The sequence below is a fragment of the Motilimonas sp. 1_MG-2023 genome, assembly GCF_030547455.1.
GTDB lineage: Bacteria > Pseudomonadota > Gammaproteobacteria > Enterobacterales > CBDFNC01 > Motilimonas.
This window is the reverse complement of sequence record NZ_JAUOPX010000004.1, coordinates 57,925-74,027: the sequence shown is the minus strand read 5'-3', so window position 1 is coordinate 74,027 and position 16,103 is coordinate 57,925. Positions and strand designations below refer to the sequence as shown.

Here is a 16,103-nt window from a genome sequence, read left to right as displayed (position 1 = left end):
TAGTGATAGCTAACCATTGATCTCCAATCGGGTTTAGACCAACTAAATTTCAAGTGTTTTTTTAGGCAAAAGTTAAAATATTTTTTATTTTAACTGGTTGCCTAAAAAGCCAACAGCCGAGGTTATCAGGCAAGGCTGATAACACTTGGCTTGGCTTAAATACACGTTATTTGTAGGGCTAATGAAAGCCGTTATTTGAGGTAAAAAAATGTGCACATTATCAAAAATTGATGTTTTTATTTATTCGGCTAATGGTTTTGTCATCAACATGTAATTCACGTCCACATTTTCCGCCAAATAAAAGTTTTTCAATATGGGGTGATAGTGTACGCCGGTCAAATCAGTACACTGTAAGCCGACTTGATCGGTAAAGTTTAAAAATTCAGACGGGCGAATAAACTTTTGGTGTTCATGTGTGCCTTTAGGCACCCAACGTAAGACATATTCAGCGCCAATGATCATCATGAGATAAGATTTGGCGGTGCGGTTAATAGTAGAGAAGAAAACCACCCCATCAGGTTTAACCAATTGTCGGCAGGCTGCAATAACGGAAGCGGGATCGGGCACGTGTTCTAACATCTCCATACAAGTGACCACATCATAGCTATGAGGCCGTTCATTAGCGTGTTGCTCTGCGGTCATTTGAATATAATCAAGCTTGGCGCCTGTTTCTAATGCATGTAGGCGCGCTACCTCTAATGGTTCTGTGCCCATGTCGAGTCCAGTGACGATAGCGCCTTTGTGCGCCATGCTTTCGGCAAGAATGCCGCCGCCGCATCCCACATCGAGCACTTTTTTACCAAATAAGCCCTGACAGCCACGATTGATATAGTCAAGACGGGTAGGGTTGAGCAAGTGAAGGGGCTTAAAATCGCCTTCTAAATCCCACCAACGGCTCGCCATCGCTTCAAATTTTGCTATTTCTTGTGCATCTACATTCATGATTTGTGCTGCTTTTTTATTCATCTAAAAATTCTGTAGCCATTATATGCGGGAGTGGATCTGAAAAAAGCCATTTTTTCAAAAAAGTTGCGGGTTATGTGCCATTCCTCCCTCTGTCCCTGACACGAAAGTGTGCTAGAATCCTCCCCTCGTCAAATCAGACCGAAATTATTAGATTTAGGGATTTAGGCTTATATGAGCGATCTTGCAAAAGATATTACGCCGGTAAATATCGAAGATGAGTTAAAAACATCTTATCTCGACTATGCCATGAGCGTCATTGTTGGACGTGCACTTCCTGATGTACGCGATGGTTTAAAACCTGTGCATCGACGTGTGTTATTTGCCATGAGTGTACTGGGCAATGACTGGAACAAACCCTATAAAAAGTCTGCCCGTGTGGTAGGTGATGTAATAGGTAAATATCACCCTCACGGTGATACAGCAGTTTACGACACCATTGTTCGTATGGCGCAAGACTTCTCATTGCGTTATATGCTAGTAGACGGCCAAGGTAACTTTGGCTCGGTAGATGGCGACTCCGCTGCGGCGATGCGTTATACCGAAATTCGCATGGACAAAATTTCCCATGAGTTACTGGCCGATTTAGATAAAGAAACCGTGGACTTTGTGCCTAACTATGATGGCACAGAAGAAATACCTGCGGTTCTGCCGACCAAAATACCCAATCTATTAGTCAATGGATCGTCGGGTATTGCGGTGGGCATGGCAACGAATATTCCGCCTCATAACTTGACCGAAGTGATCAATGGTTGTTTAGCACTAATAGAAAACAGCGAGCTGACGGTTGCTGAGTTAATGGAGCATATTCCAGGCCCAGATTTTCCAACTCACGGCATCATTGCCGGCCGTAAAGGCATTGTTGATGCATATAACACCGGTCGCGGTAAATTACGCATTCGTGCCCGCGCCGATATCGAAACCGATGCTAAAACAGGGCGTGAAACCATTATTGTTCACGAACTGCCTTATCAAGTGAACAAAGCGCGCTTGATTGAAAAAATTGCTGAGTTGGTAAAAGAGAAAAAAATCGAAGGTATCAGTGCCATTCGTGATGAGTCCACCCGTATCATTCGTGTACTAATCGAAGTGAAACGTGGTGATGTGGCTGAAGTGGTATTGAACAACTTGTATGCGCAAACGCAAATGCAAGTGTCTTTTGGTATTAACATGGTGGCCCTAGAAAATGGCAAACCTAAGTTATTTAACCTAAAAGAAACACTAGAAAGCTTTATTCGTCATCGCCGTGAAGTGGTGACACGCCGCACTGTATTTGAACTAAGAAAAGCGCGCGATCGTGCGCATATCTTAGAAGGTCTTGCCATTGCCCTTGCTAATATCGACCCGATTATTGAGTTGATTCGTGAGTCTTCTACACCTGCTCAAGCCAAATTGGCATTGCAAGCGCGTGGTTGGGAGCTGGGTAATGTCGCAGCCATGTTAGAAAGTGCGGGTGTTGATGCTGCGCGTCCAGATTGGTTGGAAGAGCAATACGGTATTCGCGAAGACGGTTATTTCTTAACCGAGCAACAGGCTCAAGCAATCCTAGACTTACGTTTACATAAGTTAACGGGCCTCGAGCACGAAAAAATCCTTGATGAATACAAGTCACTACTTGAGCTGATTGCAAGCTTGCTACATATTCTGAACAGCCCTGAGCGTCTAATCGAGGTGATTCGTGAAGAGCTAGAGCTAGTGCGTGAGCAATTTGGCGACGAACGTCGTACTGAAATTACTGCGATGAGCGGTGATATCGATATGGAAGACTTGATCACTGAAGAAGACGTTGTGGTGACCTTGTCGCGTGAGGGCTATGTGAAATATCAGCCTCTCACCGATTACGAAGCTCAGCGTCGTGGTGGTAAAGGTAAGGCTGCCACTAAGATGAAAGATGAAGACTTCATCGAGCGTTTATTGGTCGCTAATACCCACGACACTATCTTATGTTTCTCTAGCCGCGGTAAATTGTACTGGCTGAAAGTCTATCAATTGCCATTGGCTTCACGTGCTGCACGTGGTCGTCCAATTATTAATATTCTGCCACTTGAAGAAAACGAACGAATTACCGCTATCTTGCCAGTGCGCGAATACCAAGATGACAAGTTTATCCTAATGGCGACAGCATCGGGCACAGTGAAAAAGACCGCACTAAGTGCTTACAGCAAACCGCGTAGTTCAGGTTTAATCGCGATTAACCTGAAAGACGACGATGAGCTAATTGGCGTTGCTATTACTCATGGTGACAGTGAAATAATGCTGTTCTCTGATGCCGGTAAAGTAGTTCGCTTTAAAGAGTCAGAAGAAACGCCAGTACTTGATGAAGACGGTAATCCAGTGCTTGACGAACATGGCCAACCTGAAATTAGGTTCCGCGGCGTAAGACCGATGGGCCGTACGGCGACAGGTGTACGTGGTATTAAATTGGCTGATGGTCAAAAAGTGGTATCGTTGATCATTCCAAATGAATCAGGTGATATATTAACGGTCACCGAAAACGGCTACGGCAAACGCACGCCACAATCTGAATACCCAACCAAAGGTCGTGCGACTCAAGGTGTGGTTTCAATTAAAGTGAGTGAGCGTAATGGTAACGTGGTCGGCGCGGTTCAAGTTGAAGAAACCGAAGACATCATGTTGATCTCGAACAAAGGTACCCTAGTACGTACTCGGGTTGATGAGGTGTCAGTGGTGGGTCGTAATACCCAAGGTGTAACCCTTATTCGTACCAGTGAGGGCGAGCAAGTGGTTGCCTTGCAACGTATTGAAGAAGTAGAAGAAGTTGAACTACTCGATGATACAGAAAACGACAACCCAGAGGCGGTGAATGGGGAGCAAGCGCAGCTGCCACCCGATGAACAGCCAACGGAACAAGAATAATCAGTAACAACCAAAACGAGCGGCTTATGCCGCTCGTTTTATTTTTCGGAAGTAGATAATGACTCAGGTTTATAATTTTTGTGCCGGTCCTGCCATGTTACCCACTGCGGTAATGGAGCAGGCGCAAGGTGAATTTCGTAACTGGAACGATCTTAATGTGTCAGTAATGGAAGTGAGCCATCGCAGTAAAGACTACATTGCATTAGCCAACCAGGCTGAGCAAGATCTTCGGGATTTATTGCAAATCCCAGATAATTATAAAGTGCTATTTTGTCAAGGTGGCGGCCGTGGTCAGTTTGCAGCCGTGCCGTTGAACCTATTTGGCGAGAAGCTAGAAGCAGATTACATTATTACTGGTCAGTGGGCCCAATCAGCCGCTGAAGAAGCGAAAAAGCACGGTAAGATTAACCAAATTGATATTCGTTGCGAAACGGCTCAAGGCCAAGCTTCCCTATTAGATAGCAGTGAGTGGCCACTTAATCCTAATGCTGCTTTTGTTCATTATTGTCCCAATGAGACGATTGAAGGCCTTGAAATCTCAAATATTCCAGATACCGGTGACGTGCCTTTAGTGGCAGACATGAGCTCAACGATTTTGTCGCGTCCTATCGACATCAGCAAATTTGGTGTGGTGTATGCGGGCGCACAAAAAAATATCGGTCCGTCGGGTCTTGCATTAGTCATAGTGCGTGATGATTTAATAGGCAGATCGCGCCAAGCTATCCCATCGATTTTTGATTACAAAGTATTGGCTGAGTCTGATTCAATGTTCAACACTCCGCCAACTTATAGTTGGTACTTAGCGGGTTTAGTGTTCCAGTGGCTAAAGCAGCAAGGTGGTTTAGCTGCCATGGCTGAGCATAATGAAACGAAAGCAAAACTACTGTATGACTATGTAGATAGCAGTGATTTCTACCAAAACAAGGTTGACCCGCAGTATCGCAGTTGGATGAACGTGCCGTTTCAGTTAGTCGATGAAACGTTCAATGAGCAATTTTTAACGGAATCGGAAGCGCAAGGCTTACTGACGTTGAAAGGCCACCGTATTGTTGGCGGAATGCGTGCCAGCATATATAACGCCATGCCAAAAGCAGGTGTGGAAGCCCTTGTGGCATTTATGGATAAATTTGCCAAGCAGCATAGCTAGGAGCGAACATGAGTTGTGATTTTGTGGCATTAGCCAATACTGGCGTGCAAGGGTTACACCCCTATCAAGCGGGCAAGCCCGTTGATGAATTAGAGCGGGAATTGGGTTTAAGCAATATTGTTAAGCTCGCCTCTAACGAAAACCCTTTGGGCCCAAGTGATGCGGTTAAAGCGGCGATTAGTGCAGAATTAGCAGAGCTAACGCGCTACCCAGACGCAAACGGTTATGACTTGAAAACAGCCTTGGCCAATAAATATCAGATTAACACCAATCAAATTACCTTAGGTAATGGCTCAAACGACGTGTTAGAAATTTTGGCGCGTACCTTTGTCAGTGCACAGCATGAAGTGATTTTTTCGCAGTATGCATTTGTGGTATATCCTCTGGTAACGCAATCTATTGGCGCTAAAGCCGTTGCGGTAGCGGCCAAAGATTGGGGACATGACTTAGACGCCATGGCTAGCGCAATCACTGACAAAACCAAGATGATCTTTATTGCTAACCCAAACAACCCTACGGGCACTTGTTTAAGCTCAGCACAGTTATTGGCATTTTTAGCTAAGGTGCCAAGTCATATTATTGTAGTGTTAGACGAAGCATATTATGAATATGCGGATGAGCAAGCTGACAGCGTGGCGTGGCTCAAGCAATACCCTAACTTAGTGATCACCCGCACTTTTTCTAAGGCCTATGGTTTAGCTGCACTGCGCGTGGGCTACGCTATGTCAAACGATGTCATAGCCGATCTACTTAATCGTGTACGTCAGCCATTTAACTGCAATAGCTTGGCAATTGCCGCGGCATGTGCAGCGTTACAAGATAGTGAATATCTGGCCCGTAGTGTGGCATTAAATCAGCAAGGCATGAAGGATTTAGAAAGCTTCTTTACGCAGTATGATTTGCCATACATCCCATCAAAAGGTAACTTTATCACTTTTGATACGGGGCGAGATGCCAACCCTGTTTATAACCAATTACTGCAACTGGGTGTGATTGTTCGTCCTATTGGTGGCTATGGCATGCCGAATCATCTTCGCGTCAGTATTGGCACTGAGCAAGAAAATCAAACCTTTAAAACAGCCTTGATCAACGTGCTCGAACTCGGCAAATAAGTAGGAAATTAATGGAATCTTTAACTCTGAATCCCATCGCCAAAATTGATGGTGAAATAAACCTTCCAGGTTCAAAAAGTGTCTCTAATCGTGCGCTATTATTGGCGGCATTGGCTAAAGGGACAACCACATTAACCAACCTACTCGACAGTGACGATATTCGCCATATGTTAAACGCGCTAAAAGCGCTCGGCGTTAGTTATGAATTGTCAGCAGACAAAACCACTTGTGTGGTAGAAGGGTTAGGCCGTGCTTTTTCAACTCAAGGTGAGATGGAATTGTTTTTAGGTAATGCGGGTACAGCGATGCGCCCTTTGTGTGCTGCTCTTTGTTTAGGTCAAGGCGAATACCTATTAACGGGTGAGCCAAGAATGGAAGAGCGCCCCATTGGCAGCTTGGTTGATTCACTGCGCCAAGCTGGCGCCGATGTTGAATACCTTAAAAATACCGATTATCCGCCACTGCGTATTAAAGGCACGGGTTTAAACGGTGGCCAGATCAAAATTGATGGCTCAGTTTCTAGTCAGTTTTTAACGGCTTTTTTGATGGCGGCACCTTATGCAAAGGCCGATACCGAAATTGAAATTATCGGTGACTTAGTGTCTAAGCCTTACATTGAAATTACCCTGCACATTATGGCGCAGTTTGGTGTGGAAGTAGAAAACCACGACTACCAACGTTTTGTCATTAAAGGTAATCAAACGTATACCGCCCCAGGTAAATTTTTGGTGGAAGGTGATGCATCTTCGGCCTCTTATTTTTTAGCGGCCGCTGCGATAAAGGGCGGCACCATAAAAGTGACAGGTATTGGCAAAAAATCGGTACAAGGTGATGTGCAATTTGCTGATGTACTGGAAGCCATGGGGGCGAAAATAGAGTGGGGCGATGATTATATTAAATCATCAGTCGGTGAGCTAACGGCGGTTGATCTAGACATGAACCACATTCCTGATGCGGCCATGACTATCGCGACCACGGCGCTGTTTGCTAAAGGCACGACGGCGATCCGCAACGTTTATAACTGGCGCGTAAAAGAAACCGACCGTTTGGCGGCGATGGCGACCGAGCTGCGTAAAGTAGGTGCAGAGGTAGTTGAAGGGCATGACTTTATTGAAGTCACTCCTCCGGCCAAGCTAACCCATGCCGCGATTGATACCTATGATGACCATCGTATAGCCATGTGTTTCTCGCTGGTGGCATTAAGTGATACGCCGGTGACGATAAATGACCCAGGGTGTACATCGAAAACATTCCCTGACTACTTTGATAAACTCAAACAAGTCAGCCACTAAAACAAAGGAGCCAACCGGCTCCTTTTTTTGTATCTAAAATTAAGTATTTTAGGCATTTACTTGCCGCACTAGTTCAAGGTTGAGTCTAGGATTAAAAGGGAAGGATCTGAAAACCATAAGAAAGTCATATATAGGTATAAGGTAGAAATTATGTCAGAGCCAATGAAAACACTGGGTGAGTTTATTGTTGAAAAACAACTGGATTTTCCAGATGCATCGGGCAGCTTAAGTGCTTTGTTGGGGGCTATTCGGTTAGCCGCTAAAGTTGTCAACCGCGAAATAAACAAGGCAGGCCTTGTCGATATAGTCGGCAGTGCTGGTGGTGAGAATGTGCAAGGAGAAGAGCAACAAAAGCTAGACCTTTATGCTAATGACAAATTTAAGGCAGCAATGGAAGCGCGCGGTGAAGTGTGTGGTGTCGCTTCAGAAGAAGAAGAAGAGTTTATAGCGTTTCAAGGCACCAAATCGAAAAACGGCAAATACATTATTTTGATGGACCCGCTTGATGGCTCATCTAATATCGACGTGAACGTGTCGGTAGGCACCATTTTTTCCATTTATAAGCGTATTTCTCCGATTGGCTCTGAAGTGACGCTGGCAGACTTTTTGCAACCTGGTCATAAACAAATTGCCGCAGGGTATGTGATTTATGGCTCGTCGACCATGTTGGTATATACCACTGGTAATGGCGTCCATGGTTTTACTCTTGATCCATCCATTGGCGTATTTTGTCTTTCTCACCAAGATTTAAAAATGCCGACACAAGGCAAGATATATTCTATTAATGAAGGCAACTACATTAAGTTCCCCCTTGGCGTGAAGCGATACCTCAAATACTGCCAAGAGCAGGTGCCCGAAGAAAACCGTCCTTATACCTCTCGCTATATTGGTTCATTAGTTTCAGATTTCCATCGCAACTTATTAAAAGGTGGCATTTATATGTATCCCACCACCGCCAGTGCACCAGCAGGCAAGTTGCGTTTATTGTATGAATGCAACCCTATTGCATTTTTAGCCGAGCAAGCTGGTGGTAAGGCCAGCGATGGGCAGCGACGGATCATGGATATTGAACCAACAGAGCTACATCAGCGCTCGCCGTACTTTGTTGGCTCGACTGAGATGGTTGGAAAGGTGGAGCAATTTTTATCTGAATGTGATCGTTTTGAAGCGCCTTAATGTCACTATTTCCAATCAATATTGTGCCTAGTAAGGTATGCCCTGTTGCAAGGCGTATTGAATTATATTTTTGAAAAATCAATAAGCCTTCACATAACTTGGTATCTGCCTAGCTGATGTTATCTGGCTTGGGTATAATTGGCCGCGATTTTTTGACAACTAAATAATCAAACACTGAAACTAAGTGTTGTGGAGGCGTTATATGGTGGCGAAGGCCCCAGTAATTACAATTGATGGTCCAAGTGGCTCGGGTAAAGGTACCCTTTGCCAGAAATTGGCAGAAAAATTCAATTGGCATTTATTAGACAGTGGCGCAATTTATCGTGTGTTGGCGTTAGCCGCACTGCATCATAATGTTGAATTAGAAAATGAAGACGCAGTTTCCTTATTGGCGGGGCATTTAGATGTTGTATTTAAACCGACAGTGGACGGCGTACGAGTATTTTTAGAAGGAGAAGACGTCAGTCGCGATCTTCGCACTGAAGAAACCGGAAATGCGGCTTCTAAAGTAGCAGCGTTTCCACGGGTACGTGAAGCATTGTTACGTCGTCAGCGCAGTTTCCGTGAAGCGCCTGGTTTAATTGCTGATGGTCGTGATATGGGTACAGTGGTTTTCACTGATGCGCCAGTAAAAATCTTTTTAGATGCCAGTGCCGCAGCACGGGCTGAGCGACGCTATAAGCAATTGCAAGTCAAGGGCTTTGATGTTAATATCGCGCATCTTTTGGCCGAGATTGAAGAGCGGGATCACAGAGACAGAAATCGACCTGTGGCGCCTTTAAAACCGGCTGATGATGCATTGGTCATTGATTCAACAGAACTTGATATTAATCAGGTAGTTGAAATGGTCGTTGACTATGTAAATGAAAAATTGAATCTCAACAAGGAATAATTCGTAGAATAATTCTCAGAATAATCCTTGTCGTTAATGTTTGTTCTAAGGATGGAATGAACTTTGTACAGCAACCCCACTCGCGATGGATCATGAGTGGTTGTCATTAACTAAAAAGTGTCTAATAACATGACTGAATCTTTTGCTCAACTCTTTGAAGAGTCTCTAAACGAAATCGAAACGCGCCCTGGTGCGATCATCAAAGGTACAATCGTTGCTATCGAAAACGGTATCGTACTTGTAGATGCAGGTCTTAAATCAGAATCTCCTATCTCTATTGACCAGTTCAAAAATGCTGCTGGTGAATTAGAAGTTAGCGTAGGTGATGAAGTTGACGTTGCGCTTGATGCAACTGATGACGGTTTCGGTGAAACTCAGCTATCTCGTGAAAAAGCTAAGCGCCATGAAGCTTGGATCGTTCTAGAGAAAGCTTACGAAGAGCAAGAAACTGTTATTGGTGTTATCAATGGTAAAGTTAAAGGCGGTTTCACTGTTGAATTAAACGGTATCCGTGCTTTCCTACCTGGTTCTCTAGTAGACGTGCGCCCAGTTCGCGACACTGCTCACCTAGAGTACAAAGACCTAGAATTCAAAGTTATCAAGCTAGACCAAAAACGCAACAACGTTGTTGTTTCTCGTCGTGCTGTTATCGAAACTGAAAACAGTGCAGAGCGTGATGAACTACTTGAAAACCTACAAGAAGGTCAAGCTGTTAAAGGTATCGTTAAGAACCTTACTGACTACGGCGCATTCGTTGATCTTGGCGGTGTTGACGGTCTACTACACATCACTGACATGGCTTGGAAACGCGTTAAGCACCCAAGTGAAATCGTTAACGTAGGTGATGAAATCAACGTTAAAGTACTTAAGTTCGATCGTGAGCGTACTCGTGTATCACTAGGTCTTAAGCAACTAGGCGAAGATCCATGGGTAGCAATTGCTAACCGTTACCCAGAAAGCACTAAGCTGACTGGTCGTGTAACTAACCTAACTGATTACGGCTGTTTCGTTGAAATCGAAGAAGGCGTTGAAGGTCTAGTACACGTAAGCGAAATGGATTGGACTAACAAAAACATCCACCCATCTAAAGTTGTTAACGTGGGTGACAGCGTTGAAGTTATGGTTCTTGATATCGACGAAGAACGTCGTCGTATCTCTCTAGGTCTTAAGCAATGTATTGCTAACCCTTGGGAATCTTTCTCTAGCACTCACAACAAAGGTGATCGTGTTAGCGGTAAGATCAAGTCTATTACTGATTTCGGTATCTTCATCGGTCTTGACGGTGGTATCGACGGTCTTGTACATCTTTCTGACATCAGCTGGAATGTTGCTGGTGAAGAAGCCGTTCGCGACTTCAAGAAAGGCGACGAAATCGAAGCTGTGGTACTACAAGTTGACCCAGAGCGCGAGCGCATCAGCCTAGGCGTTAAGCAAATCGCTGAAGATCCGTTCAACAACTACATCGCTGACAAGAAAAAAGGCGCTGTAATTGTAGGTAAAGTAATCGAAGTTGACGCTAAAGGCGCTAAACTAGAACTTGCTGAAGGCGTTGAAGGTTACATCCGCGTAGCTGACATTTCTCGTGACCGTGTTGAAGACGCAACAACTGTTGTTTCTGTAGGCGACGATCTAGAGTCTAAGTTTGTTGGTGTTGACCGTAAGAACCGCATCGTAAGCTTATCTGTACGTGCTAAAGATGAAGCTGAAGAGAAAGCAGCTATCGAAGGCCTAAACAGCAAGCAGCAAGACGAAGGCGCATTCAGCAACGCAATGGCTGAAGCTTTCAAAGCGGCTAAAAACGACTAATAATTATAAATAAAGGGTAAAAATTTATACCCTTATATTTGTAAACTGGGCTACTTAGAGTAAACTAAAAAATAGTTACTGAATAAGTAGTTACAGAGTCAGAAGAGGGGCTTTGCCCCTCTTATTTGTTTCTGCAGTAGCACAAACAGTTTTTAACCCTATGGGAGCACCTATGACAAAGTCAGATCTCATTGAACGACTCACCAGCAGACATTTACAATTATCAGCTAAAGAAGTTGAGCTAGCGATTAAAGAAATCCTAGAGCAAATGACTGAAACTCTCGCCTCCGGCGATCGCATTGAGATCCGAGGGTTTGGTAGTTTTTCATTACATTATCGCGCACCTCGTGTCGGTCGCAATCCTAAAACCGGTGAAAAAGTTGAATTGGATGGCAAGTATGTGCCTCACTTCAAACCTGGCAAGGAATTAAGAGAGCGTGTAAACCTAAGTCTTGGATCTTAGTTGCGATATTTAAAAACGGCCTTGTGCCGTTTTTTATTGCCTGACAATTAGGATAGAAACCTGATTTGGTGTAATCTATGCCGAATTATGTATCTCTCTGTGTTTATGGGCATTTTGGAGGCCAAGTGAAAGCTGTTATTACTTTTATTTCTCTCGCAATTCTATTCGCGATAGCTATCTTTGTTGGTTTAAAAAATGACACGCTAGTGACATTCAACTATTTAATTGCCCAATCAGATGTCAGGTTGTCAGTTTTAATTGCGATTACCTTTGGCATTGCTTTTACTTTAGGCGCTGCGATCAGTAGCTTGTTATACCTAAAGCTTAAAATCAGCAACAAACGCTTAACCAAAAAAGTTACCCGTCAAACAGAAGAGCTCGCACATTTAAGGAAGCTTCCGTTAAAGGATTAATCCCGAATGCTTGAGCTGTTATTTTTGCTGTTACCCATAGCTGCTGGCTATGGCTGGTATATGGGTCGACGTGGGCTACATCAAAACCAACAGCAAAGTTCTAATAAATTAAGCCGTGACTATGTTACTGGCCTTAACTTTTTATTGAGTGACCAGCCTGATAAAGCCGTCGATTTATTTATTGAACTATTGGAAGTTGATAGTGAGACTATTGAAACCCATTTGGCGTTAGGTAATTTATTTCGCCAGCGCGGTGAAGTAGACAGAGCTATTCGTATCCACCAAAATCTGATTGCGCGCCCCTCTCTCACTGCCGAACAAAAACATTTAGCCATGTCACAGTTGGCGAAGGATTATAGTGCCGCGGGGTTAATTGATCGCAGTGAAGCATTGTTTTTACAGCTGGTGGTTGAGCCTGATTACAAAATTCAAGCACTGCAGCAATTATTACTGATTTATCAACAAACCAAAGAATGGCTCAAAGCCATTAAAGTGGCCCAGCAATTACAAAAAAGCCAAGTTAAAACAGCCGTGCGGGATATTGCACATTTTCATTGTGAATTGGCCAATGAAGCCCATTTAGCGGGTGAAATAAAGGCCGCGATGTCGGAACTGAAAAAAGCGTTGCAAGTAGATAAACGTTGCGTTCGCGCCAGTATTGGCTTGGCCGATCTGATGATAGAGCAAGCCGATCACAAGCAAGCGCTAAAGTACCTTGCCATGGTGGTTGAACAAGATATCGACTTTGTCAGTGAAACCTTGCCACGTCTTGAAGTGTGCTTTCGCCAGGCTCACGATCCACAAGGGATGATTAGCTGGCTTGATAATGCATGGAATAAAGGGGCTGGCGCATCTGTAGGCTTAAAAATCGCTGACTATATTGCACAAAAGCAAGGTATTGAAAGTGGTGAAGCCGCAGTAGCGAAACAATTGGTTAAAAACCCAACCATGAAGGGCTTTTATCAGCTAATGGTTTATCACCTCGAGTTAGCTGAAGAGGGAAGAGCTAAAACCAGCTTAGACAGTTTAAGAAAACTGGTGCTAGAACAGTTAAAGATGAGCCCGAATTGTCGCTGTCGAAAATGTGGCTTTGCCACTAAATCAATTTTTTGGCAGTGCCCCTCATGTAAGAGCTGGGGCTCAGTAAAACCGATACGCGGATTAGATGGAGAATAAAATGAATACCAACCTTGTTGCCGATCCTAAAGTTGTGGTGGCGCTTGATTATGCCGACCAAAAGGCAGCGCTTAGTTTTATTGATCAAATAGATCCGGCTAGCTGTCGTTTAAAAGTTGGCAAAGAAATGTTTACCCATTTTGGGTCTAGTTTCGTCAAACAAATTGTCGATAGAAAATTTGATTTGTTTTTGGATCTTAAGTTTCATGACATCCCTAACACGGTAGCTAAGGCGGTTGCAGCATCTGCTGATTTAGGTGTTTGGATGGTTAATGTACATGCCAGTGGTGGTCGTCGCATGATGGAAGCTGCCAAGGCATCTTTAGACAGCTATGGTAAAGATGCTCCGCTGTTGATTGCGGTGACGGTGCTTACTAGCATGGAAGCGCAGGATTTAGCGGAAGTGGGGATTAATGTATCACCGCAAGAGCACGTACAACGTTTAGCCAAACTCACTCAAGATTCTGGCCTAGACGGTGTTGTGTGTTCGGCGCAAGAAGCCAGCATGCTAAGCCAATCTCTTGGTAAAGAATTTAAGCTTGTCACTCCCGGTATTCGACCTGTTGGCAGTGATGCTGGCGACCAACGTCGTATTATGACGCCAGCAGAAGCGATTCAAGTAGGCTCGCATTACTTAGTTATTGGCCGTCCAATTACTCAAGCAGCAAATCCTGCTCAAGTGTTGGCAGAAATCAATCAAAGCTTAATGGTGTAATGCGACAAGGTCATTAGCCCTTTGCAGTGGCGAGGACTAATGCTTTGATTTTTTGTGTTTAAATTGAAACGTAAAAAAGCCGATTAAATAACAACACAATCCTATTATGGCGCCATATAAATGGGCATCGACCATGACATTGGCCTCAATTAAGTTGGCCATCATGGTTGGCTCTGAGCCAAATTGCTCAAATGCTAACTTGCCGATTAGACCAAACAGCAACGGCCAAGCCAATGACACTTTCTGCGCGATGTCTTTACAAACGCCATAACTAAATAGGCCGTGCAGTGTGCCGGATAAGCCGACATACCAAATAACGTCAGGATTAAATAGCCACAAGCTAAGGCCTACTAAACTACTAATAATGATGATTAGCGTGGATAAGCGCAGCCAAGGTAAGTGAGGCTTAAATAGTTGCCAAATCACAATGAGCCCAGCGCTATTGATAGCGAAATGGTAACTGTTAGTATGGCAAAACGAGGCGGTTAAAAAGCGCCATGCTTGCCAAGGTAGCTCGGGCCTTGAGTAAATCAACCACAGTTGAGCCCATGTTTGATTCAGCATGATCATCGCCATGGTAAAGATTAGAATAACGATGAATAAAAAAGTGGACCTCATCTGTCTGAGCGCTCCAAGAAAGAGGAAAAAGCATGTCGACTCGGCCATGGTGCACGCGTTGCAATAAGGCTCAAGTAGCTTGTATTTGTCATATGATCACTGAGATAGACAATCAATACAAACTGATCATTCTACAGCATCCCAGTGAAGCAAATAAAGCCATCGGTACGGCGCGAATATTATCGCTAAGTTTGAAGCGCTGCGAGCTTGTTTGCGCTGAAACCTTACCTGTCGGGTTCATCGAAGCTGCCCCCACCTATTTACTTTATCCCAGTGAGCAAAACACAACTCAGGCAGGTGACACGTGTATCCCAGCGAACAGTCAATTTGTATTACTTGATGGCAGTTGGAAAAAAGCCTTTCGTTTACTGCAAACCAATCCTAGTTTGCAAAGCTTGCCTCGTGTGGCAATAGATGTAAAACAGCAAACACAGTATAAGATACGCAAGTCATCTAAACAGCAAGGCGTGTCGAGTGTTGAAGCGGGGTATTATTTATTAAGTCAATTGGAAGGTAACGAAGCTAAATATCAACCGTTACTGGCGGTGTTTCAAGAAATGATCGATTTTCAGCTCAAGCAAATGCCGCCCAGTGTTGTCACAAAGCATTACGGTAAATAGCCTGAATTTGAGATAAGAAACAGTACGCTTTGTGCTTCTATCGCTGAACACGAAATGTTGCCGTAAAACAAACTTTACTTGGCAGCGCGAATCTTAAAGAGTACTGAAGTTAAATGGCCAATAAAAGTAACGAGAGGCATCTATTAGCCCCTCCCTTAGCACTTACTCGTAACTTAGTGGGTCAGTCATGCCATTGGCAGCAAAGGCGCCTAAGCGCTCTTTACACGCGCCACATTTACCGCAGGCTTGCTCGCGACCATTGTAACAAGTCCAAGTGGTTTGATAATCTAACCCCATATTGATGCCGTCACTTAAAATAGCTTCTTTCGAAGCGGTAAGATAGGGGGTCACTATTTCCACAGCTTCATAATTAGCGATTGCTGCCACATCATTCATTCGGCGCACAAATTCAGGTCGACAATCTGGATAAATATCGTGATCGCCGCCGTGAGCGCCATACATTACTTGCTCGGCTTGGATTGAAACGGCATAACCAATGGCCAGAGAGAGTAAGATCATATTACGGTTAGGTACTACCGTTGATGACATATTTTCAGGGTCGTAATCGCCTTCTGGAATATCGATATCTGAGGTGAGAGATGAACCACCAATAAGCTGATTGATGGCAGAGATATCGACAATTTTGTGATTTATATTGTTGTTTTGACAAAACTGACTGGCAACATCCACTTCTTTAACGTGACGTTGGCCGTAATTAAAAGTAAGGGCATAAACGTCATAGCCTTGCCTGATTGCTTTGTTTAATACAGTAAAAGAGTCCATGCCACCGGAGTAAATCACCACTACTTTTTTGCTCATAAGTCTTGAGTTTC

The 16,103-nt window shown here is 44.1% G+C and carries 15 protein-coding genes; 12 read left to right on the top strand and 3 right to left on the bottom strand.

What is annotated here, in order from left to right:
- Positions 1-240: 240 nt before the first annotated feature.
- On the bottom strand, positions 241-942 hold the full coding sequence (ubiG, locus tag Q4519_RS03220) for a bifunctional 2-polyprenyl-6-hydroxyphenol methylase/3-demethylubiquinol 3-O-methyltransferase UbiG (RefSeq protein ID WP_232803022.1): 702 nt from the start codon (positions 940-942) through the stop codon (positions 241-243).
- Between the two features lie 195 nt (positions 943-1,137).
- Between ubiG and gyrA the strand changes: the two genes are divergently transcribed.
- The 11 genes from gyrA to pyrF all read left to right on the top strand — a co-directional run bounded on the left by gyrA (position 1,138) and on the right by pyrF (position 14,032).
- Positions 1,138-3,840: a DNA topoisomerase (ATP-hydrolyzing) subunit A gene (gene gyrA / locus Q4519_RS03215; RefSeq protein WP_232802992.1), complete on the top strand. Its 2,703-nt coding sequence runs from the start codon at positions 1,138-1,140 to the stop codon at positions 3,838-3,840.
- A gap of 58 nt (positions 3,841-3,898) precedes the next feature.
- Complete coding sequence (gene serC / locus Q4519_RS03210) at positions 3,899-4,987, top strand: 3-phosphoserine/phosphohydroxythreonine transaminase (RefSeq protein WP_303509456.1); 1,089 nt, start codon at positions 3,899-3,901, stop codon at positions 4,985-4,987.
- A gap of 8 nt (positions 4,988-4,995) precedes the next feature.
- On the top strand, positions 4,996-6,099 hold the full coding sequence (hisC, locus tag Q4519_RS03205) for a histidinol-phosphate transaminase (RefSeq protein ID WP_303509453.1): 1,104 nt from the start codon (positions 4,996-4,998) through the stop codon (positions 6,097-6,099).
- Between the two features lie 11 nt (positions 6,100-6,110).
- Positions 6,111-7,391, top strand: a complete 1,281-nt coding sequence (gene aroA, locus Q4519_RS03200; protein WP_232802988.1) for a 3-phosphoshikimate 1-carboxyvinyltransferase — start codon at positions 6,111-6,113, stop codon at positions 7,389-7,391.
- A gap of 162 nt (positions 7,392-7,553) precedes the next feature.
- A complete protein-coding gene (fbp, locus tag Q4519_RS03195; RefSeq protein ID WP_303509622.1) occupies positions 7,554-8,567 on the top strand; it encodes a class 1 fructose-bisphosphatase in 1,014 nt (337 codons plus the stop codon).
- A 202-nt stretch (positions 8,568-8,769) separates the two neighbouring features.
- Positions 8,770-9,459, top strand: coding sequence for a (d)CMP kinase (gene cmk / locus Q4519_RS03190; protein ID WP_232802987.1), 690 nt, complete (start codon positions 8,770-8,772; stop codon positions 9,457-9,459).
- A gap of 129 nt (positions 9,460-9,588) precedes the next feature.
- Positions 9,589-11,265 carry a 30S ribosomal protein S1 gene (gene rpsA, locus Q4519_RS03185; protein WP_232802978.1) on the top strand — a complete coding sequence of 559 codons (1,677 nt, stop codon included), beginning with the start codon at positions 9,589-9,591 and terminating at the stop codon, positions 11,263-11,265.
- Between the two features lie 172 nt (positions 11,266-11,437).
- On the top strand, positions 11,438-11,728 hold the full coding sequence (ihfB, locus tag Q4519_RS03180) for an integration host factor subunit beta (protein ID WP_232802976.1): 291 nt from the start codon (positions 11,438-11,440) through the stop codon (positions 11,726-11,728).
- A gap of 125 nt (positions 11,729-11,853) precedes the next feature.
- Positions 11,854-12,141 (top strand): LapA family protein, encoded by a 288-nt coding sequence (locus tag Q4519_RS03175; RefSeq protein ID WP_232802975.1) that lies wholly within the window; start codon positions 11,854-11,856, stop codon positions 12,139-12,141.
- A 6-nt stretch (positions 12,142-12,147) separates the two neighbouring features.
- A complete protein-coding gene (lapB, locus tag Q4519_RS03170; protein ID WP_232802972.1) occupies positions 12,148-13,317 on the top strand; it encodes a lipopolysaccharide assembly protein LapB in 1,170 nt (389 codons plus the stop codon).
- Between the two features lies 1 nt (position 13,318).
- Positions 13,319-14,032 (top strand): orotidine-5'-phosphate decarboxylase, encoded by a 714-nt coding sequence (gene pyrF, locus Q4519_RS03165; RefSeq protein WP_303509444.1) that lies wholly within the window; start codon positions 13,319-13,321, stop codon positions 14,030-14,032.
- A gap of 36 nt (positions 14,033-14,068) precedes the next feature.
- On the opposite strand, the gene rrtA is transcribed toward pyrF, so the two are convergent.
- A complete protein-coding gene (rrtA, locus tag Q4519_RS03160) occupies positions 14,069-14,650 on the bottom strand; it encodes a rhombosortase (protein WP_232802968.1) in 582 nt (193 codons plus the stop codon).
- 32 nt (positions 14,651-14,682) lie between these two features.
- Between rrtA and Q4519_RS03155 the strand changes: the two genes are divergently transcribed.
- Complete coding sequence (locus Q4519_RS03155) at positions 14,683-15,270, top strand: tRNA-uridine aminocarboxypropyltransferase (RefSeq protein ID WP_232802963.1); 588 nt, start codon at positions 14,683-14,685, stop codon at positions 15,268-15,270.
- 162 nt (positions 15,271-15,432) lie between these two features.
- Here the strand turns inward: Q4519_RS03155 and queC are convergent, their stop codons facing one another.
- Positions 15,433-16,089 (bottom strand): 7-cyano-7-deazaguanine synthase QueC, encoded by a 657-nt coding sequence (gene queC / locus Q4519_RS03150; RefSeq protein WP_303509436.1) that lies wholly within the window; start codon positions 16,087-16,089, stop codon positions 15,433-15,435.
- Positions 16,090-16,103: the final 14 nt, after the last annotated feature.

What these genes read in the sequence shown, in the direction of transcription:
- Q4519_RS03155 (WP_232802963.1), top strand. Translation starts at nt 14,683, where the DNA reads ATGTCGACTCGGCCATGGTGCACGCGTTGCAATAAGGCTCAAGTAGCT.
- ubiG (WP_232803022.1), bottom strand. Translation starts at nt 942, where the DNA reads ATGAATGTAGATGCACAAGAAATAGCAAAATTTGAAGCGATGGCGAGC.
- queC (WP_303509436.1), bottom strand. Translation starts at nt 16,089, where the DNA reads ATGAGCAAAAAAGTAGTGGTGATTTACTCCGGTGGCATGGACTCTTTT.
- pyrF (WP_303509444.1), top strand. Translation starts at nt 13,319, where the DNA reads ATGAATACCAACCTTGTTGCCGATCCTAAAGTTGTGGTGGCGCTTGAT.
- serC (WP_303509456.1), top strand. Translation starts at nt 3,899, where the DNA reads ATGACTCAGGTTTATAATTTTTGTGCCGGTCCTGCCATGTTACCCACT.
- fbp (WP_303509622.1), top strand. Translation starts at nt 7,554, where the DNA reads ATGAAAACACTGGGTGAGTTTATTGTTGAAAAACAACTGGATTTTCCA.
- cmk (WP_232802987.1), top strand. Translation starts at nt 8,770, where the DNA reads ATGGTGGCGAAGGCCCCAGTAATTACAATTGATGGTCCAAGTGGCTCG.
- lapB (WP_232802972.1), top strand. Translation starts at nt 12,148, where the DNA reads ATGCTTGAGCTGTTATTTTTGCTGTTACCCATAGCTGCTGGCTATGGC.
- rpsA (WP_232802978.1), top strand. Translation starts at nt 9,589, where the DNA reads ATGACTGAATCTTTTGCTCAACTCTTTGAAGAGTCTCTAAACGAAATC.
- ihfB (WP_232802976.1), top strand. Translation starts at nt 11,438, where the DNA reads ATGACAAAGTCAGATCTCATTGAACGACTCACCAGCAGACATTTACAA.
- rrtA (WP_232802968.1), bottom strand. Translation starts at nt 14,650, where the DNA reads ATGAGGTCCACTTTTTTATTCATCGTTATTCTAATCTTTACCATGGCG.
- hisC (WP_303509453.1), top strand. Translation starts at nt 4,996, where the DNA reads ATGAGTTGTGATTTTGTGGCATTAGCCAATACTGGCGTGCAAGGGTTA.
- gyrA (WP_232802992.1), top strand. Translation starts at nt 1,138, where the DNA reads ATGAGCGATCTTGCAAAAGATATTACGCCGGTAAATATCGAAGATGAG.
- aroA (WP_232802988.1), top strand. Translation starts at nt 6,111, where the DNA reads ATGGAATCTTTAACTCTGAATCCCATCGCCAAAATTGATGGTGAAATA.